21 protein-coding genes are annotated in these 18,703 nt (G+C 64.1%); 15 read left to right on the top strand and 6 right to left on the bottom strand.

Annotation, left to right across the window (positions count from 1 at the left end):
* The first annotated feature begins 129 nt into the window (after window positions 1-129).
* From IG169_RS24220 to IG169_RS12475, 3 genes are all read left to right on the top strand, one after another.
* On the top strand, window positions 130-255 hold the full coding sequence (locus IG169_RS24220) for a hypothetical protein (protein ID WP_281435919.1): 126 nt from the start codon (window positions 130-132) through the stop codon (window positions 253-255).
* A 232-nt stretch (window positions 256-487) separates the two neighbouring features.
* The gene (locus IG169_RS12480; protein WP_343225646.1) at window positions 488-727 is read left to right on the top strand and encodes a Flp family type IVb pilin; all 240 of its coding nucleotides are present in this window, start codon (window positions 488-490) and stop codon (window positions 725-727) included.
* Between the two features lie 341 nt (window positions 728-1,068).
* On the top strand, window positions 1,069-1,845 hold the full coding sequence (locus IG169_RS12475) for a hypothetical protein (protein WP_210325984.1): 777 nt from the start codon (window positions 1,069-1,071) through the stop codon (window positions 1,843-1,845).
* Between the two features lie 259 nt (window positions 1,846-2,104).
* Here IG169_RS12475 and IG169_RS12470 read toward each other — a convergent pair whose 3' ends face one another.
* Window positions 2,105-3,493 (bottom strand): MFS transporter, encoded by a 1,389-nt coding sequence (locus tag IG169_RS12470; RefSeq protein WP_246717340.1) that lies wholly within the window; start codon window positions 3,491-3,493, stop codon window positions 2,105-2,107.
* 282 nt (window positions 3,494-3,775) lie between these two features.
* On the opposite strand from IG169_RS12470, the gene IG169_RS12465 reads away from it, so the two are divergent.
* A complete protein-coding gene (locus IG169_RS12465; protein WP_193176535.1) occupies window positions 3,776-4,114 on the top strand; it encodes a hypothetical protein in 339 nt (112 codons plus the stop codon).
* Window positions 4,115-4,193: 79 nt separating this feature from the next.
* Window positions 4,194-5,372: a cytochrome c oxidase assembly protein gene (locus tag IG169_RS12460; RefSeq protein ID WP_193176534.1), complete on the top strand. Its 1,179-nt coding sequence runs from the start codon at window positions 4,194-4,196 to the stop codon at window positions 5,370-5,372.
* A gap of 6 nt (window positions 5,373-5,378) precedes the next feature.
* Here the strand turns inward: IG169_RS12460 and IG169_RS12455 are convergent, their stop codons facing one another.
* Both IG169_RS12455 and IG169_RS12450 read right to left on the bottom strand, forming a co-directional pair.
* Entirely contained in the window at window positions 5,379-6,110 is a 732-nt protein-coding gene (locus tag IG169_RS12455) for a glutamine amidotransferase (protein ID WP_193176533.1), read from the bottom strand.
* A gap of 99 nt (window positions 6,111-6,209) precedes the next feature.
* Complete coding sequence (locus IG169_RS12450) at window positions 6,210-7,019, bottom strand: trypsin-like peptidase domain-containing protein (protein WP_193176532.1); 810 nt, start codon at window positions 7,017-7,019, stop codon at window positions 6,210-6,212.
* 373 nt (window positions 7,020-7,392) lie between these two features.
* Here IG169_RS12450 and IG169_RS12445 point away from each other — a divergent pair, with 373 nt between their 5' ends.
* The 4 genes from IG169_RS12445 (at window position 7,393) to ppk2 (ending at window position 11,266) form a co-directional block, all read left to right on the top strand.
* Entirely contained in the window at window positions 7,393-7,857 is a 465-nt protein-coding gene (locus IG169_RS12445; RefSeq protein ID WP_193176531.1) for a protein tyrosine phosphatase family protein, read from the top strand.
* Window positions 7,858-8,072: 215 nt separating this feature from the next.
* Window positions 8,073-8,291 carry an EF-hand domain-containing protein gene (locus IG169_RS12440; protein WP_193176530.1) on the top strand — a complete coding sequence of 73 codons (219 nt, stop codon included), beginning with the start codon at window positions 8,073-8,075 and terminating at the stop codon, window positions 8,289-8,291.
* 262 nt (window positions 8,292-8,553) lie between these two features.
* Window positions 8,554-10,149: an isocitrate lyase gene (locus IG169_RS12435; protein WP_193176529.1), complete on the top strand. Its 1,596-nt coding sequence runs from the start codon at window positions 8,554-8,556 to the stop codon at window positions 10,147-10,149.
* 196 nt (window positions 10,150-10,345) lie between these two features.
* On the top strand, window positions 10,346-11,266 hold the full coding sequence (gene ppk2, locus IG169_RS12430; RefSeq protein WP_193176528.1) for a polyphosphate kinase 2: 921 nt from the start codon (window positions 10,346-10,348) through the stop codon (window positions 11,264-11,266).
* An 18-nt stretch (window positions 11,267-11,284) separates the two neighbouring features.
* On the opposite strand, the gene IG169_RS12425 is transcribed toward ppk2, so the two are convergent.
* Entirely contained in the window at window positions 11,285-12,199 is a 915-nt protein-coding gene (locus IG169_RS12425; RefSeq protein ID WP_193176527.1) for a diacylglycerol/lipid kinase family protein, read from the bottom strand.
* 235 nt (window positions 12,200-12,434) lie between these two features.
* Here IG169_RS12425 and IG169_RS12420 point away from each other — a divergent pair, with 235 nt between their 5' ends.
* Both IG169_RS12420 and IG169_RS12415 read left to right on the top strand, forming a co-directional pair.
* Complete coding sequence (locus IG169_RS12420; RefSeq protein WP_193176526.1) at window positions 12,435-13,175, top strand: helix-turn-helix transcriptional regulator; 741 nt, start codon at window positions 12,435-12,437, stop codon at window positions 13,173-13,175.
* A 53-nt stretch (window positions 13,176-13,228) separates the two neighbouring features.
* Window positions 13,229-13,951: an acyl-homoserine-lactone synthase gene (locus IG169_RS12415; protein ID WP_193176525.1), complete on the top strand. Its 723-nt coding sequence runs from the start codon at window positions 13,229-13,231 to the stop codon at window positions 13,949-13,951.
* Here the strand turns inward: IG169_RS12415 and IG169_RS12410 are convergent.
* A complete protein-coding gene (locus IG169_RS12410) occupies window positions 13,836-14,636 on the bottom strand; it encodes a DUF2189 domain-containing protein (protein WP_193176524.1) in 801 nt (266 codons plus the stop codon). The genes IG169_RS12415 and IG169_RS12410 overlap by 116 nt on opposite strands.
* Before the next feature lie 154 nt (window positions 14,637-14,790).
* Here IG169_RS12410 and IG169_RS12405 point away from each other — a divergent pair, with 154 nt between their 5' ends.
* From IG169_RS12405 to IG169_RS12390, 4 genes are all read left to right on the top strand, one after another.
* Window positions 14,791-14,964, top strand: a complete 174-nt coding sequence (locus tag IG169_RS12405; protein WP_193176523.1) for a hypothetical protein — start codon at window positions 14,791-14,793, stop codon at window positions 14,962-14,964.
* Window positions 14,965-15,044: 80 nt separating this feature from the next.
* Window positions 15,045-15,626, top strand: a complete 582-nt coding sequence (locus IG169_RS12400) for an SCO family protein (protein ID WP_193176600.1) — start codon at window positions 15,045-15,047, stop codon at window positions 15,624-15,626.
* 81 nt (window positions 15,627-15,707) lie between these two features.
* Entirely contained in the window at window positions 15,708-17,555 is a 1,848-nt protein-coding gene (locus IG169_RS12395) for a cation:proton antiporter (RefSeq protein WP_193176522.1), read from the top strand.
* Window position 17,556: 1 nt separating this feature from the next.
* A complete protein-coding gene (locus tag IG169_RS12390; protein ID WP_193176521.1) occupies window positions 17,557-18,441 on the top strand; it encodes a 50S ribosomal protein L11 methyltransferase in 885 nt (294 codons plus the stop codon).
* 55 nt (window positions 18,442-18,496) lie between these two features.
* Here the strand turns inward: IG169_RS12390 and IG169_RS12385 are convergent, their stop codons facing one another.
* Window positions 18,497-18,682, bottom strand: a complete 186-nt coding sequence (locus IG169_RS12385) for a hypothetical protein (RefSeq protein ID WP_193176520.1) — start codon at window positions 18,680-18,682, stop codon at window positions 18,497-18,499.
* Window positions 18,683-18,703: the final 21 nt, after the last annotated feature.

Raw genomic sequence — 18,703 nt, 5'->3', positions numbered from 1 at the left:
TTCATCCATATTCGGTCCGATTAAAAGTGCCTCATATAATCTCTCCTGTTCTCCGCCCTTCATAACGTCTCGTAAAACTGCGGTCGAAGGGAAAAGGCCGGCTTTCCGGCGCGCGGCAGCACCGACATCGTGGTCGCCTTGATCCCGACGCTGACCAAGCTGGGATTTTCCACCAACGAGAAATACCGTTGCACCGCGCGCGTGGTCGGCGACAAGAAAATCGGCAGGAAGTGCAAGAAGGCGCTCAACCAGTAGGGATCGGCCAACGGGCCGCGTGGGCGGCCGCCTCGCCGCCAACCTTGTCTGGTCCAACGGCGCCTGAGCGGGTGTCAGATTCCCTAGCGGCGAGGCGCGTGACGTCCCCCCTTGCCATTTCCCTAATCCCCGCCTGTGAAATCGGCCGCCGCTGCTTAAACATATCTGAACACCGCCAGCGTATGACGATCCCCTGACGTTCGAATGACTCGAACCGGAATTGGGGAATGTGATGGATCGATCCGCGAAGACCATGAGCCGCAGGGCCTTCCTTTTCGGCGCCAGGGCGGCGCGCAACGAGGACGGCACGACCGCTATCGCCTACGGATTGATCGCCGCGATCATCGCGGTCGCCTTGATCCCGACGCTGACCAAGCTGGGATTTTCCACCAACGAGAAATACCGCTGCACCTCGCGCGTGGTCGCCAACAAGAAAATCGGCAAGAAGTGCAAGAAAGCGCTCTACCAGTAGAGACCGGCCGACGGGACGCGCGGGCCTGAAGACTGGCATCTACGCGCGCTGACTCGCATGCGCAGGAACGCGCAACGGGAAACATCGCTACCCCCACCCTGTATCCCTCCCCACAAGGGGGAGGGAGGTCGCTGGCATCCAGCCTACGCATGACTCGATGGTGCGAATGGAAGTGATGGAGTGGATGTCTTCCCTCCCCCTTGTGGGGAGGGATACAGGGTGGGGGTCGTCGCGAAGCGACCACTAGAAATCCGCGCGTTTCCATAGCCCCGGCGGCCAATCGCCAAATTCCCGGCATGATCTTGTCCACCGCTCCCCCGCCTTCCGTTACCCTTGCCCGAATGACGAACGCGCAAGCAAGCACGATCAACTGGGACAGGGCGATTGCCCGCAACCGCGACGCGCTTCTGCGCATTCTCGCGGCGCTGTTCGCCATGGCCGGACTGGGTGAGCGGGAGCCCGTCACGACTTTGCCCCGCCATCTCCACAATCACATCCTGCGCATTCTCCGTGCGGCCGAATCCGCCGTCCGCCGCCTGGTCGTGATCGCCGCCCGCGACCTTGTTGTTGTGGTGGCGCCGGCGCGCCACAAACAGGCCACCACAACATCCACAACATCCACAACCACCACAACAACAACAAGCAAGCCCCCTCGCTCCGTCATCCTCGGGCTCGACCCGAGGACCCATTCCGTGAAGCCCGCCGTTCAGGCTCGAACCTTTTCATTACCGTTGCTCGATCCGCGCAAGCGCTTCGAATTCCGCCCGCGCCGCCGCCGCGCGAAATCCTTCCCCCGCATCTGCGTCATCGGCGTTTCCGAGCCGCGCCCGATCCCCGACAACTGGCTCCCCTCGCCCGATGACGAGATCGACGCCGCGCCTCTCTGCCGCCGGCTCGCCGGGCTGAAACGCGCGTTGGACAATCTCGACGGCCACGCCAGACGCCTCGCCCGCTGGAAAGCCAGGCGCGATCTCGGCCTCAACCGCACAAGACGCTTTCACCCCATGCGCCCCGGCCGCCCGCCCGGCCACCGCAAGCGGCCGGTCCACGAGATCGACGATATCCTGCGCGAGTGTCACGCGCTGGCGCATGACGCGCAGCGGGACGATACGTCGTGAGGGGTCGGGGACCCGGCAGCGACGAGCACGGCGAGGAGCTTAAGGCCGGGGCCAAAGGGGCTCGCGGAGCCGATGCCGCGCGCTTCGCCTCCCCCTTGTGGGGAGGCAGGAGAAGCAAGGCGGCCGCGCAGCGGACGGCGCAGCTGATCCGGGTGAGGGTAACAAGTCTCCTCGATGGAGGTTCTTACCCCCACCCGGCTCTGTCTCGCTGCGCGAGCCACTCGCCGACCTCCCCACAAGGGGGAGGTAAAATCCACAGCTACTTCGCCTCGTGCGTCCTGAAGAACCCGATCCGCGCGAGGCTCACCGCCGCCGCCAGCGCCGCGAAGCCCGAGGCGACGCCGAGCGCCGTCACCGCGCCGGTGATGCCGAACCGCGCCAGCAGCAGCGAGGCGAGCGCCGCGCCGGTGGTCTGGCCGGTCAGCCGCGCGGTCGACAGCATGCCGCTCGCCGAACCGCTGCGCTCCTTCGGCGCCGACGTGATCAGCGTGCGGTTGTTCGGCGTCTGGAAGAAGCCGAAGCCCGCGCCGCACAAGAGCATGCGCCAGGCGACGTCGGGGATCGAGGGATGCTCCGGCAGGGCCATCAGCGCCGCCAGCCCGGCCGCCATCGCCGCAAGCCCGATGCCGCCGAGGATCGCCGGCGAATACCGGTCGGCGAGCCGGCCGGCCAGCGGCGCGGAAAAGCCGGTGGCCAGCGGCCAGGGCATCATCAGCATGCCGACCTCGGCCGGCGAGAAGCCCATGATCGTCTGGAAGGCAAACGGCAGCGACACGAAGGCCAGCATCTGCGCCGTGAACGACGAGATCGAGGTGCCGATCGACATGGCGAAGACCGGCAGGCGCAACAGGTCGAGCGGCAGCAGCGGCTCGGCGACCCGCATCGCGCGGCGCACCAGCAGCGTCGCGGCGGCGGCCATGCCGGCGATCCCGGCGGCGACCCATGCCGCCCGCGCGCCGTGGCCGAGCGTATCGATGGTCGCCACCATCAGGCCGATGGTCATCGCCGAGAGAAGCGCGCTCACCCAGTCGAAGCGGCGCTGGGCGCGGTCGCTCATCGGCAGGTTGAAGAAGCCGATGGCGATGGCCAGGACGCCGAGCGGCACGTTGATCGCGAACAGCCAGGGCCATGCGAACCAGGTCAGCATGAAGCCGGCGATCGCCGGGCCGGCGGTCGCGGCGCAGGCGACGATCAGCGCGTTGATGCCGAGCGCGGTGCCGAACTTCGCCTTCGGCACGACATAGCGGATCAGCGCAGTGTTGACGCTCATCACGCCCGCCCCGCCGAAGCCCTGCATGACGCGCGCCGCCGACAGCGCCGGCAGCGAGGTCGACAGCATGCAGGCCAGCGACGCGGCGGTGAACAGCGCGACGCCGGCGAGATAGACGCGCCGGTAGCCGAGGATCTCGCCCAGTGATGCGATCGGCAGCAGCGAGACGACGACGGCGAGCTGGTAGCCGTTGACGATCCAGATCGAGGCCGACGGGCTGGCGCCGAAATCGGCGGCGATCGACGGCAGCGCCACGGTCGCGATGGTGCCGTCGAGCACGGCGAGCGTCACCGTCAGCAGGATCGCCAGCCACGCCCAGTAGCGTTGCGGCGCGTCGAGACCGTCCGAGGCGGGCACGGCTTGCGGTCTGTGAAGCAATTCTGCGGCTCCGGTTTTTCGGCGTGACGCGGGGAGGAAATCCGCGGCTGAAGGGCGCCTGCCGCCGCGGGCCGGTCACGGCGCCGGAGCGGCAGTTAACATGGCAACGAAACTAGGTCGCGGCGCCGGGCGCGGCAACCCTGATGCGATGCGGAAACGGCCGTCCGCCGCATCCCGGCGGCGCAACCTTACGAAAAGTTCATGTAGCTTGCAGTTTTGTAACTTGGGATTTCACGGTTCTGCCTCCATCTTCGCACCGTCTCGGATACACCGGAGGACCCGATGCGATTCTATCTGTTGGCCATCGCCGTTACCGCCGCCGGCGTCGCGGCGACCACCGCGCTCGCGCAAGGTCCCGCGCCGCTGAAGAACGATCCGCGCCGCCCGGTCGCCAGGATCGCCGCCGATCTCGGCGTCACGCAGGAGCAATTCGCCGCCTGCTTCTCCAACGTCGATCCGGCGCCGCAGGGCACCCGCGCTTCCGCTGCGCGCGAACGGGCCAACAAGGCGGTGCTGCTACCCTGCCTGCGCGAGGCCAATCCGGCGATCACCAATGCAAGGCTCGACGCCGTGATGGACAAGTACCGTCCTAAGGGCCGCGTCGCCGGCGGCAAGGCCTGACCACGCCCGCGTCTTCCGCCGTGAGCCTGCGACGATCCAACGGGTTGCACAGAGATACATCGAGGGGCATGAAGGGCGCATGGCGTTTCTACGAAAAGCAATTCTTCCCGCCGTCGCCCTTGTCCTGTTCACTCATCCGGCCCTCGCCCATGGCGGTGGGGAAATCGATGCCGATGACGCGTGGCAGGCATGGCGGCTGACCCCCGACATCGTGATCGCGACCCTCCTCGTCCTGGCGGTCTATGGCGCCGGCATGTGGCGTCGCCGGACAACCCTGCACGGCGCGCAGGCCGCGCGCAGCGCCGCCTTCATCGGCGGCGTGGCGACGGTGTTCCTGGCGTTGCAGTCGCCCGTTGACCCGATCGCCGAGCGATTGTTTTCCATGCACCAGATCCAGCACATGCTGCTGCGGGTCATCGGCCCGCTGCTGATCGCCTGGTCCTTGCCCGCCGCCATGCTGGTCGCCGGCCTGCCGCGATGGGCGCGCGCGAATGTCCTGGTGCCGCTGCTCTCCGACCGCGGTTTCCGCGGGTTCTTCGGCGTCCTCGGCAATCCCGTCGTCGCGACCGCGCTCTTCATCGCCTCGCTCTATGTCTGGGAGGTGCCGTCCATCCACGATGCCGCGCTGCTCGACGACGGGCTGCATTACACGATGCATGTCACCATGCTGGCGGCCGGCCTCCTGTTCTGGGCGCGGATTTTCGACAGCCGCGTGGCGCCGAAGGGCATCCGCTTCGGCATCCGGCTGATGATGCTGTGGATCGCGATCATCGCCAACATCCTCATCGGCGCGGCGACGACGCTGAAGCCGATGGTGCTCTATCACGCCTACGACCTCGAAGGCCGGTTGTTCGGCATGCCGCCGCTCGCCGACGAGCAGCTCGGCGGCGTGCTGATCTGGATTCCGTCCTCGATGATGTGCCTGATTGCGATCATCGTCGTCATTCACACGCTTGGCCGCCACGAAGAAAAGATCGAGGCGGCGCGCACCCGCTGGACGCCGTCCAACTCGGCCGCCATGGCATGGCCCACCACCGGCGCCGAGCTGATCGCCCGCGCCCGCGTCAAGAACCGGCAAATGGCGCTCGGCTTCGCCGGCTTCTCGGCCTCCGTCTTCGTCACGGCGATCATGATCGGCATCCTGTCGCTGAGCTTCGGCCATGGCGCAACGGGAACCCAGCGCTTCGCCGGCGCACGGCGCTCGGTGACGCGCCGGCTGGCGCCAGCCGCGCAGATCGGTGCCGGGGTAACGCGGTAGCGGGCGCTAGCCGTAGCGCTCGACGAAATTCTTCAGGATTTTCGCGCCCGCCTCCGGGTTGCCCCGCCGCGCCGCCGCCGTCAGGTGCTCGGCGTCTTCCGGCGCGAAATAGCCCTTGTCGCGGTAGATGCGGATCCTGAGCGCGAAGACATCGCCATCGGCTTCCGGGTGGAACTGGGTCGCATAGACATTTTCGCCGTAGCGGATCATCTGGAACGGACACGCGTCGCCCGAAACGAGATGCACGCAGCCGTCGGGCAATGCCTGCACCGCCTCCTTGTGACCGACAAAAGCGTCGAACGGCCCGTCGATCCCGGCCAGCACCGGATCGGCCCGCCCGGCTTCGGTCACCCGCGCGCGCACGACCGAGACCGGCTCGCCAAAACGCGCCTTTGAAACCGGCGCGCCGAGATGATGCGCCAGGATGCCGATGCCGTAGCAGCACCCGAGAAACGGCACGTCATTCGTCGTGATCGCCGGCATCAGCGACATCACCTCGTCCTCGATATGTTTCTCGATCGGCGATTTCCGGTCTTCCGGATCGCTGACGCAGCCCGGCCCGCCACCGACGATCACGCCGGCATAATCGGCAAGGTCGAGTTCGGGCAGTTCCTCGCGCTCCAGCCGCACACGGCGCACCCGGCTCTCGTCGAGTCCGCCCTTGGCGAGCATCGCGCGGAATTCATCGTCGGACGCTTCCGCTTCGGGTCTGAGCTGCAAAATGAGGAAAGGCTTCATGGGTACGCAGGCAATAGGGACGGATCGGATCGCCGCGCTCTATGCGGCAATCCTTCCCCTCCGTCAAACCGGGTCGGCGGCCAGCGGCGATTGTCTCGTTCAGTCTTCTCCGCTTTCGTCGAGTGCCGCGACATAGGCGTTGATGTCCGCCCGCAGCCCGTCACTCAGCAGCGCTCCGATATTGGCCCGCGCGGTGGAGAATTCGGCATATTCCCCGGCATATCCGCGCAAGTGAATACCGACGAGCTTGCCGTCGATCCGGAATGACGCGCCGCTTTCGCCGTTCCAGCTGTCGCCGTCATGCGCGAACAGGTCCGGATTGCGGCAGGACGGATCGTGCCGTTCCGCCGGATAGGCGCGGGCCGAGACGATGGACCAGTAGCGCCCGAAATCGACGGACGGATGGTTTGCGAAGCCGATCTTGATCGCGGTCTTCTGTCCCGAGCGGAACTCCTCGACAAGTTCGGGAGAGGCAAGATCCAGCGGTCGGTAGCTACGAACATGGCCACCCAGCCGGAACAGGGCGACATCGAGATGCGCGCACATCGGATTGGCCGGATCGTCTGTGAACGCCTTGAAACCAATGATCGGATAGCTCTGCAGGATGCATTGTCCGCCGGCCGGTTCGAGGACTTCGAAGACGAGCCTTTCGTCGCGCTGCAATCTCTCCCGGCCATCGCGCATGACGATATGTGCCGCCGAAATGATGACGTCGTCGCGGATGAGCGTCTCGCCGGTGGCCAGATAGGTCTTGAACCCGGCACGGTCGATCTTCGCGATCCGGCCCGCGGCCGGCGTTTCATAACCTAGCTTCTCGCGCAACGCGCAGTTGTCGGGAATAGGGACATCGAAACGGCCTTCTCCGCGCGAAGCGTCATCGAGATTGTTCTCGCCGAATATCGCAGCCATTCCGAGCCCGGGGGCCAGGACGAGCCATCCGAATACGGCGATAACCCGGAGCAGGCGGCCTGCCCGGCTGATGCCGCCGCTCAAATTGCCCGCCCGGGCTCGATCGTGATCATTGCGCGGTTTCCCCTCCCCTCGATGACCCCGGGAACGAGACTATCCCGGAAGTTCGTAATCATTTACGCAACGGAAATTGCAGGCGCCGCCGATTGAGCGCGATGGTTGCGCCGCGATCCTGCGGATTCCTGTTCCATGGAATGGCCGGACGGCGAAAAGGATTTTCCCTGCCGTTCCGATAATGGGTTTTCCAGAGTTATCCGCCAGGGAAAGGGCCCGCCATAATGGGCCAAAGCCCGGTCTGCGTTATGCGTCGGGCATGATTGATCTGAAAGGCGGCCCGATGGCCCGGATTGTCCAGCTCGAAAAGAACGTCTTCGTCGCCTCCCAGTTGACGGAAGCCGATTTCGCCGAAATCGCCGCCCGCGGCATCCGGTCCGTGGTCAACAACCGTCCGGACGGCGAAGCCGACGACCAGTTGCATAGCGCGCAGGCCGAAGCCGCCGCGCGCCGCCACGGTCTCGCCTTTCATCATGCGCCGGTCACCAATTACGACGTCACCGAGGATGCCCCGGTCGACACCCAGACGCGCCTGATCGCCGACCTGCCCGGCCCGATCCTCTTTTATTGCCGCACCGGCAACCGGTCCTCGATCCTCTGGGCCCAGGCCTCGGCTGCCCGTCTCGGTGCGGAAACCGTACTGGACCGTGCGGCGGCCGCCGGCTTCGACCTCGCCGAACTGCGCGAATTCATCGATGATCGCGCCGGCGCTCTGGCCGCCTGAGCGGTTTTGTGCCCCGCAACCGGTAACTCCTGCCGAATTTCCGTTGGAAATCGTGTGTGAGACTCGCACAACAAATTGAAAATTAAAGGTTTTCTGGAAAGACCGCCCTAATTCTCGCCAAATTTGCTCCAAGTACGCGCCACAATTGGTCGACACGATTTGGCTTCGCCGCGGCAATCGCCACGGCGATGTAAACGGGAAAGGGATATGTCACCATGAAGAAACTTCTATTTGCCGCTGCCGCCCTCGCTGCCACCTCCACTCTGGCTCTCGCCGCCGATTTTGCCGCCGTCGATGCCGACGGTTCCGGTACGGTGTCGATGGACGAAGCCAAGGCGGCCATGCCGGATATGACCGACGAAGCCTTCCAGGCCGCCGACGCCGACGGTTCCGGCGACCTGTCTCCGGAAGAATTCGCCACCCTCGCCGGCTGATTCCGGCCGACAAGACGTTCGATGGGCGCGCTCCGGCCTCGGAGCGCGCCTTTTTGTAAATATTTTACAAATTTACACCTCGCGTTTCCGCGCCGCAACAAATCGACACGATTTCACGCTCGAAAAATCGAGATTTTCGTGACATTTCACTGAAACAGGCGCATCTCGGCTCCGAAAACCGCTGTCACGGCGGGTCGGCGCGCCTATGCATCCTCTTCGTCGTGACAAATCTTTACAAACTGACGAAACGAGGACCTCTCTCATGTCTTACTCGCAGGATATCCAGTCGGCCCGCGACCTCATCAAGAGCCACAATGGCACCTGGGACGCCATCGACGCGGAAGCCGTCGCCCGCATGCAGACGATGAACCGCTTCAAGACCGGCCTCGACATCGCCCGTTACACCGCGAAGATCATGCGCGAGGACATGGCCGCCTACGATCAGGACCCGGCCAACTACACCCAGTCGCTCGGTTGCTGGCATGGCTTCATCGGCCAGCAGAAGATGATCTCCATCAAGAAGCATTTCGGCTCCACCAAGCGCCGCTACCTCTATCTCTCGGGCTGGATGGTCGCCGCGCTGCGCTCCGAGTTCGGCCCGCTGCCGGACCAGTCGATGCACGAGAAGACCTCCGTTCCCGCGCTGATCGAGGAGCTTTACACCTTCCTGCGCCAGGCAGATGCGCGCGAACTGAACCAGCTGTTCCGCGAGTTCGATGCCGCCCGCGAAGCCGGCGACGCCAACAAGGAACGCGAGATCCAGCACAAGATCGACAATTACGAGACCCATGTCGTGCCGATCATCGCTGACATCGACGCCGGTTTCGGCAACGCGGAAGCCACCTACCTGCTCGCCAAGAAGATGATCGAGGCCGGCGCCTGCGCCCTGCAGATCGAGAACCAAGTTTCGGACGAGAAGCAGTGCGGCCACCAGGACGGCAAGGTCACGGTCCCGCATGAAGACTTCCTCGCCAAGGTCCGCGCCTGCCGCTACGCCTTCCTCGAACTTGGCGTCGAAGACGGTGTCGTCGTCACCCGCACCGACTCGCTCGGCGCAGGCCTGACCAAGCAGATCGCCTTCTCCAAGGAGCCGGGCGACCTCGGCGACCAGTACAATTCCTACCTCGACTGCGAGGAGGTCACCGCCGAGGAACTCGGTCCCAACGACGTCGTCATCAAGCGCGACGGCAAGCTGATGCGTCCGAAGCGCCTGCCCTCCAACCTGTTCCAGTTCCGCAAGGGCACTGGCGAGGACCGTTGCGTGCTCGACTCGATCACCTCGCTGCAGAACGGCGCCGACCTGATCTGGATCGAGACCGAGAAGCCGCATATCGGCCAGATCGGCGGCATGATGAACCGCATCCGCGAAGTCATCCCGAACGCCAAGCTGGTCTACAACAACTCGCCGTCCTTCAACTGGACGCTGAACTTCCGCCAGCAGGTCTTCGATGACTGGGAAGCCGAGGGCAAGGACGTTTCCGCCTATGACCGCGAGACGCTGATGAGCGCCGCCTATGACGGGTCGGAACTGGCCGCCGAGGCCGACGAACGCATCCGCACCTTCCAGTCCGACGCCGCCCGCGAGGCCGGCATCTTCCACCACCTCATCACCCTGCCGACCTACCACACGGCTGCCCTGTCGACCGACAACCTGGCCCGCGAGTACTTTGGCGACCAGGGCATGCTCGGCTACGTCAAGAACGTCCAGCGCGCCGAAATCCGCCAGGGCATCGCCTGCGTCAAGCACCAGAACATGGCCGGCTCCGACATCGGCGACGACCACAAGGAGTACTTCGCCGGCGAGGCTGCCCTGAAGGCATCCGGCAAGGACAACACGATGAACCAGTTCGCCGCCTGACGGCGAGCGTGGAACCAGATCGCCGCGCGAGCAGGCGTTCCTTGGAGGAGGAGAAAAGGCGGGCTTCGGCCCGCCTTTTTCATGTCAGCGGTTTGCGCCGGAAAACCCGTCTGTCACAAAAGCTTCAATGACAAAGATCAAGGAAGGAAATCGCGGCAACCGGTCTATGCTGCGATGGATAATCAGGGGAATCATCATGGCGGACAGCGACAAACCGAACGACGTGCAGGACTGGCTCGAGGCGGAACTTGCCGATACGCTCGACGAGGATTTCGAACTCGAACTGTCCGAGCCGGCGCTGTCGCTGGAACTGCGCAAGATCTACAACAAGGCGCATCCCGAAACGATCGAACGCCAGACCTATTTCCGCGAACTGATCCGTCTGCAATCCGAACTGATCAAGCTGCAGGACTGGGTCGCCCACACCGGCGAACGCATCGTCGTCCTGTTCGAGGGCCGCGATTCAGCCGGCAAGGGCGGCGTCATCAAGCGCATCACCCAGCGCCTCAACCCACGCATCTGCCGCGTCGTCGCGCTGCCCGCCCCGACCGATCGCGAAAAGACGCAATGGTATTTTCAGCGCTACATCCCGCATTTGCCCGCCGCCGGCGAGATCGTGCTGTTCGACCGCTCCTGGTACAACCGCGCAGGTGTCGAGCGCGTCATGGACTTCGCCTCGCCCGACCAGGTCGAGCAGTTCTTCCGCGACGTGCCTGAATTCGAGCGCATGCTGGTGCGCGACGGCGTGCGCCTCGTCAAATACTGGTTCTCGATCACCGACGAGGAACAGCAGATGCGGTTCCTCATGCGCATCCACGATCCGATGAAACAGTGGAAACTCTCGCCGATGGACCTGCAGTCGCGCGTGCGCTGGGAGGACTACACCAAGGCAAAGGAAGAGATGTTCGCCCGCACCAACATCCCGGAGGCCCCCTGGTACATCGTCGAGGGCAACGACAAGAAGCGCGCCCGTCTCAACTGCATCGATCACCTGCTCAATCTGATCCCCTACGGACCGGTTCCCCACGAGGAGGTCGAACTGCCCGAGCGCGTGTTCAATCCGGAATACGAACGCGCCGTCCTGCCGCCGGAACTCTACGTGCCGCGCAAGTACTGAACGGTCCGAAGACCGGGGTCACTGCCCGCGCATGGCATCCTGTTCGCGCGGCACGATCACGGTCAGGGCGCCCGGCGCGATGCGAATATCGACCGGGCCGCGCATCTTGACCAGCTCGCCGTCGATCGCCGCCTTCATCGGGCGCCGGCGCGTCAGCCGGACGGATCCAGCGGTGAAAATCTCCATTTGCGGCATCTCCGCCCAAGTGCCGGTGGAAATCCGTGCCGCGATGGCCGCGAGTTCCGCCGGCCGGATCGTATGGGCGATGTAGACGCCGAGTTCGCCACCGTCGATGCGGTCGGTATAGGGCAGATGACCTTCCCCGAACCGGTTGTTCGAAATCGCCAGCGCCGCCGTCGCGATCGCCCTTTCCTGGCCACTGCCGTCATCGAGCCACACGCGCACCCGTGGCGGGCGCAGGATCGTCCGCGACAGCGAACGCAGTCCGCCGACGAGCTTGCCGAGCCGCGATCCGTATCTTTGCCGGTCGCGCGCCTCGATCATTTCCGGATGCAGCCCGAGCGAAAATTCGTGGATGAACGCCCGTTCGTTGGCAAAGGCGATATCGGCGGCGGCCGGTCGGCCTCTCGCCAGCGCGGCGATCGCCGCGCCGAGATCGAGCGGAATACCGAGCGAGCGCGCATAGAGGTTCATGTTGCCGCCGGGCAGGACGGCGAGCGCCTTTCCCGTGCCCTGCAGCATGCCCGCCGCCGCCGAAATCGTGCCGTCGCCGCCGCCCGCGAGAATTGCCTCCGTATCGGGCGCGTCCCTGGCCGCCGCCAGCGCCTCCTCCATCCGGCGTCCCTCGACGAACACGACCGAGATCGAATGGCCGTTTTCCGTAAACTGCGCGGAAATCTTTTCCCGCAGCCCGTCGCGGTCGGCGGTCCGGACCGTGGAGGCACCTGGGTTGATGATCGCTGAAAATCGCATGCGCAACCTGTTAGGACGGGAAAGACGACCGGCTGGCCCGGCTTTCTACACTCCCACAAGACCAAAGCCGTAAAAAGGTTGCGTCAAAGACAGACGAATCCGATTACGCGCGGCAACTTTTCTTTATTCATGCGAAAATGCACTACAATTCTATGCGTTTTTGTCATAGATCTAGAGACGCGCACTGCTCGAACCGCGCAATGGCTTATGGGGATACGGGGAGGCTCGGCAGACTTTGTTTCGCGTTTTGGTTGCACCGGATTTCGAGATTACCGCGGCGGATCCCGATTTTCCGCCGGCGCTTCTCGAAACGCTGAAGACTGCCCGCGACGTCACCGGCAGCAACTATGTTTCCTTCTGGGCGCAGATGGGAGAGACCGGACTGTTGTCGCGGATCGTCGTGTCCACCTATCCCGCCGCATGGCTGCGCAAATACACCGACAAGGACTATTCGCGGATCGATCCGGCCATCACCAAGGGACTCTCATCCGTTGGCGCGGTGATCTTCGACCACAACCACCCTGATACCGCCGAACTTGCGGAATTAGCCGCCGACGCGATGGCGCACGGAATCGGCCTTTATACGATCGGTATTCCCGTGCATGTCGGCCCGAATATCAATGCCGTCATCACCTTCGCCACCGACATCGATGTCACCGGCGACGCCGACGAAACCTCGGCCACCCTGACGAAATGCCGCGAACAGGCGCACATTCTGGCACTTGCCGTCACCGAGCGCTTCCTCAGGACCGAACCGCCGAAGGTGAACCTGACCGACCGCGAGATCGAAGTCCTTTACTGGGGTTCCCTCGGCAAGACCGACCAGCAGACCGCCGACATAATCGGAATATCCCGCTGGACGGTGGTCGCCCATGTCCAGAGCGCCAAGAGCAAGCTCCGCGTCTCCAACAAGGCCGCGGCCATTGCTCGCGCGCTAGAGTTGCGCATGTTCACAAGATTCGATCACAAGTTGTAAATAGCCCGGCGCCGCGATAAAACAACCTCCGGTTTTCCCCGTCGGAGATTGCGATGATCATTCACGTCGAAATGCATGAGCGCGCCAGGCATGCGCGTGCTGTCGCCGAATACTTCCGCCTTCGCAAGAAGGTCTTTCACGACCGGATGGGCTGGAACGTCCCGGTCGAAGGCGACCAGGAGCGCGATCCGCTCGACGACCTGCCCTGCACCTACGCTCTCTCGCTCGATCCCGACGGAGCGGTCAATGCCGGCATTCGGCTCATCCCGACCACCCAGACCACGCTGCTCGACCTCGCCTTCGACGGTCTGGTGCCCGACGCCTGCAACTTTCGCTCGCCGACGATCTGGGAACTGTCGCGCTACTGTGTCGATCATGACGTTGCACAGGACCGCCTGCCCGCCGGACTGGGCCTCGCCTCGCTCGAACTGACGCTGGCCAATGTCGATTATGCCCGCCGCAACGGCATCACCCACTTCATCACCGTGACAGAGGAGCGCATTTTCGAACTGACGAAACTCTTCGATCTCGGCATGGAATTGCTCGCACGCAAGACGATCGACGACTGCCCCGTCGTCTGCGGCCTGTTTTCGATCAACGCACGCACGCTGGAACTCGCAGAACGGATGCGTCCTTTCGCCTCCGGAACCGCAGCCGCGCTTATGCCGGGGACACCGCCTTCCGGTACAGGTGCCACGTCGCATGCCCCAGCACCGGCAACGCCACCACGAGTCCGAGAAACAGCGGAACCGAAGAGACGATCACCGCCAGCGTAACAAAAATCCCCCACGCGACCATCGGCGCGGGATTGGACGTCACGGTCTTCACGCTGGTGATCATCGCGGTCACGAAGTCGGCCTCGCGGTCGAGCAGCAGCGGGATCGAGATCACCGTGATCGAAAACAGGGCCAGCGCCAGAACCGCCCCGACGACATGGCCAATGGCAAGGAAGATCCAGCCCTGCGGCGTGGTGAAGACGACATGGACAAACCGGTCGAGGGTCGAGAAGGACGAGTGTTGCAGGATGATCGCGACCAGCAGGCGCACCTGATACATCCAGACCCAGAACACGAACAGCATCACGAAGGCCATCCAGGCGAGTTCACGCTGGCGCTGCAGCCAGACGACACCGAGAATTTCGCTCCACACCAGCGGTTTGCCGGCCTGCAGCCGGCGGCTGACCTCGTAAAGCCCGACGGCGATGAACGGTCCAATCAGCGGGAAGCCGATCGCCACCGGATAGATCATCCACGGAATGTCCCAGACCGTCAGCGACAAGGCGATGATGATGCCGCCCGCCGCATAGACGCCGCCGAAAAACAATCCGAACAGCGGTGCGCTAGCGAAATCCGCCAAGCCTTTTCGCAAGACCTCGGCGAGATCCGCGAAACCGATCCTGTTCACTTGCGGCATGGCGGGCGGACGCGGCGTTGCGCCCGCTGTTCTGTTCTCTTCGGCCATGGTCTCTCCTCCCTCGTCCGAAACTTTAATGTGTGTCCGCACATGCCCGCGCACATTGACGCAGGTCAATAGGGCGCAACTGTCCCGCGCCGATTCGCATCCCTGGATTGGTTTGTGCGGTGAAATCCGCTAAAAATCCGGCATGAGCGAACGAATGACCACCCGCACCGACAGACCGCGCGAATCGCGCACGGACAATATCCGCCTGGGGGTGGCGCTCACCGCTGGCGTCGCGGTGATCGGCCTTGCCGGTTTCGCCGGCTGGTTCGCCCATGGCGACACGCTGTTCTGGTCGCTTCTGCAGGCGGGACTGGCCTGGTGCATGTAATTCGCGCCGCCGCGCCAATTTGACCGGATGAAATCACACCCCCGGATTGCTAGATAAAGGCCGCAAACACAAAGAGGTGCATAATGCGCGCGATTTTCGCTGCCCTGATCGTCGTGCTGGTCGCGGCCGGTGCCTGGCTCGGATACGAGATCTACAACCAGTCCGCCGTGAACTCCGAAAAACCTTACGGCGTGGCCTTTAACCTGACCGATCAGGACGGACAGCCGATCACGGAACAGGCCTTTCGCGGCCACCCGACCGTGGTGTTCTTCGGCTTCACCCATTGCCCCGAGATTTGCCCCACCACGCTTTACGAACTTGGCAACTGGTTCGAGGCGCTCGGCAAGGACGGCGAAAACATCAAGGCCTATTTCGTATCGATCGATCCCGAGCGCGATACGCCCGAGGTGCTCGGCAACTATCTCGGCAACGTGACCGACCGCGTGCGCGGCATCACCGGCGATCCCGAGGCGGTGCGCACCATGGCGCGCGGCTTCAACATTTATTTCAAGCGCATCGACACCGGCGATGGCGATTACACGATGGACCACACCGCCTCGATCCTGCTGCTCGACAGCAAGGGCCGGTTCCGCAAGACAATCGCATTCGGCGAAGACTCCGACAGCGCGATCCAGAAACTGCGCGATCTCGCCGCCACCTGACCGGTTCTGCCCGCCGCGCCCTTGCCGCAGCGGCGCTAAACGCAATATGACCGGCGAATTGTTCAACAACGCCGGGCGGTCATGGAAAACATAGCGGTCAAACTGGCCTTCGTCGGCGCCGCGGGCATTGCCGCCCAGTGGCTTGCCTGGCGCTTGCGCCTGCCGGCCATCGTTCTTCTGCTGGCCGCCGGTTTCGTTGCCGGCCCCGTCACCGGCTTCATCCAGCCGGCCGAGGATTTCGGCAAGGTCTATCAGCCCGCCATCGGCCTCGCCGTGGCGATCATCCTGTTCGAGGGCGGGCTGACGCTCAATTTCCGCGAAATCCGCGAAACCTCCAGGGCGGTGCGCCGGATCGTCCTTCTGGGCGGTCCGCTGACATGGCTTGGCGCGGCACTGGCCGGCCACTATGTCGGCGGCCTGTCATGGGCCGTGGCGATCATTCTCGGCGCCATCCTCGTTGTCACCGGACCGACAGTCATCATGCCGTTGCTGCGCTCGGCGAAGCTGAATCCGCGCCCGGCATCGCTGCTGCGCTGGGAGGCGATCGTCAACGATCCGATCGGCGCCCTCTTCGCAGTTGTCTCCTTCGAGATCTTCCTCGTCTTTCAGGGCGGCCACGCCGCACACGGACTGGCGTTCAACATCGTCCTTGCCTTTCTGTTCGCGCTCCTGGCCGGCCTCGGCATGGCGCAATTGCTGATCTGGGCCTTCATTCGCGGCCATGTGCCGGAATATCTGAAGGTCCCGGTGCTCTTCGCATCCGTGCTCGCTGTCTTTGCCGCCTCCAACCTGTTCCTCGAGGAATCGGGCCTGCTGGCCGTCACGGTCATGGGCATTCGGATGGCCAATTCACGCATGGCCTCACTCGGCGAGATCCGCCGCTTCAAGGAAACGATCACCGTGCTGCTCGTTTCCGGCCTGTTCGTCATGTTGACGGCGGCGCTCGAATGGCCGGTGATCCGCAGCCTCGACTGGCGGGCGGCCGGTTTCGTGATCGCGCTGCTCTTCGTCATCCGGCCGGTCGCGATCCTTGTCGCCACCATCGGCACCGGCCTGAAATGGCAGGAACGCCTGCTCGCCGCATGGATCGCGCCGCGCGGCATCGTCGCCGTCGCGGTCGCCAGCCTGTTCGGCTCACTGCTCGCGGCCTCCGGCACGGCGGACGGCGAACGCATGGTCGCCTTCACCTTCGCCGTCGTGGTCGCCACCATTCTCCTGCATGGCTTCACCCTGGCGCCGCTCGCCCGCATTCTCGGCCTGCGCATGGCGGGCAAGCCCGGCATCCTGATCGTCGGCGGTTCGCGCTGGGCGACCGCGCTAGCCTCCAAGCTGAAGGACATGGAAATCCCGGTCACCATCGCCGACGGCAACTGGAACCATCTCATAGAAGCGCGCCAGGCCGGGCTGGAAACCTATTTCGGCGAAGCGCTGTCCGAGCACGCCCACCACAATCTCAACGTCGAACGCTTCAACGCGCTGATCGCGGCGACCGACAACGACGCCTACAACGCGCTTGTCTGCTCCGACTTCGGGCCGGAAATCGGCCGCAACAACGTCTACGAGATCGGCGGCATGCGCGAGCAGTCCGACCGCCGCGCCATGCATTTCACCATCGGCGGACGGCAATTGTTCAAGCCCGGCCTCGATTTCCGCGAATTGCGCTGGCGCCACGCCAGCGGCTGGACCTTCCAGTCCACCCGGCTGACCGAAGAGTTCGGCCGCGAAGCCTACATCGCCAGCCGGCACGAGGATGCCCGCGTCATCCTCTGGCGCAAGCCCGACGGTTCTCTGGTCTTCGAGAGCAGCGGCAAGGACACGAAAGCACAGGAAGGCGACGTGATTTTAAGCTTCGCACCGCCGAAACAAGCTGATACGGCGGATGGCCGCAAGAGAAAACGCGCCGAAACGGCCGATAGGGAAGACACATAGCATGCCGCAAACCCGTCTCCATCTCTCCGCCGAAAAGCTCGAGGCGGAGCGTATCTTCGAGCTCCTCGAGCGCGAATTCGAGGATGACGGATACGCGCTCGCCAACACGGAGATCGACGAGCCGGCGCAGATATTCGAGGTCTCGCTCTACGCGGATGGCGAGGACGATGAAATCGCGGCGATCGAGACGCGCATGGCGGATTGCCTCGGATCCGACGGTTTCGGCCTCGGCATAGACCGCGAGATCCTGCCGGACATCGACTGGGTGGCGAAATCGCTGGAGGGGCTGAAGCCCGTGCGCGCCGGACGTTTCCTCGTCCATGGCCGCCACGACCGCGCCGCCGCGCGCGCCAACGACATCGCCATCGAAATCGAGGCCGGCCAGGCCTTCGGCACCGGTCATCACGGCACGACCTCCGGATGCCTCGTCATGCTGGAACGGCTGATCCGCACCCGCCGGCCGAAAAACGTGCTCGATCTGGGAACCGGCAGCGGCGTGCTGGCGATCGCGGTTGCCAAGCTCGCCAAATGCCCGGTGCTGGCGACCGACATCGACCCTGTCGCGACCCGCGTCGCCAAATCCAATGCGAGGCTGAACGGCGAAGCCGGGCTGATCCGTTTCGAGACGGCGGCCGGCTTCTCGAACCGCGCCTTCCTCGAGGAAGGTCCGTTCGACCTGATCGTCGCCAATATCCTGGCGCGCCCGCTGATGCGCATGGCACCCGATATCGCCGCCGAACTCTCGCCCGGCGGAGATGTCGTCCTGTCGGGCATTCTCGCCACGCAGCGCCAGATGGTGCTCGCCGGCTTCCGCGCGGCGGGGCTCTTTCACCGCCGCACGATCTGGCGCGACGAATGGGTCACCATACATCTCGACCGCGGCTGAAACGCAAAAGGGCGGCCACAAGGGCCGCCCTTTGCTTAACGCGGAAAGAAACTCTTTAGAACGGATAGAAGGCCGTCGGGCGGCGGCGCAGTTCCGAACGGTCGTAGCCATGCGATTTCAGCGTGTCATCGTCGAGCATCAACAATGCGCCGTTGACATAAGCGGAAACCTGGCGGGCACGGGCGTTGACCATTGCGTCGAAAGCATTGTGAAGCATGCTCTTGTTCGATCTGACGGTCATTTTCATTCTCCTGATTACAAC

It is taken from the genome of Oricola nitratireducens, from assembly GCF_014904745.1.
In the GTDB taxonomy this organism is placed as follows: Bacteria; Pseudomonadota; Alphaproteobacteria; order Rhizobiales; family Rhizobiaceae; genus Oricola; species Oricola nitratireducens.
Note: the sequence above shows the minus strand (reverse complement) of the source record. Positions and strands in the feature narration are given on the sequence as shown.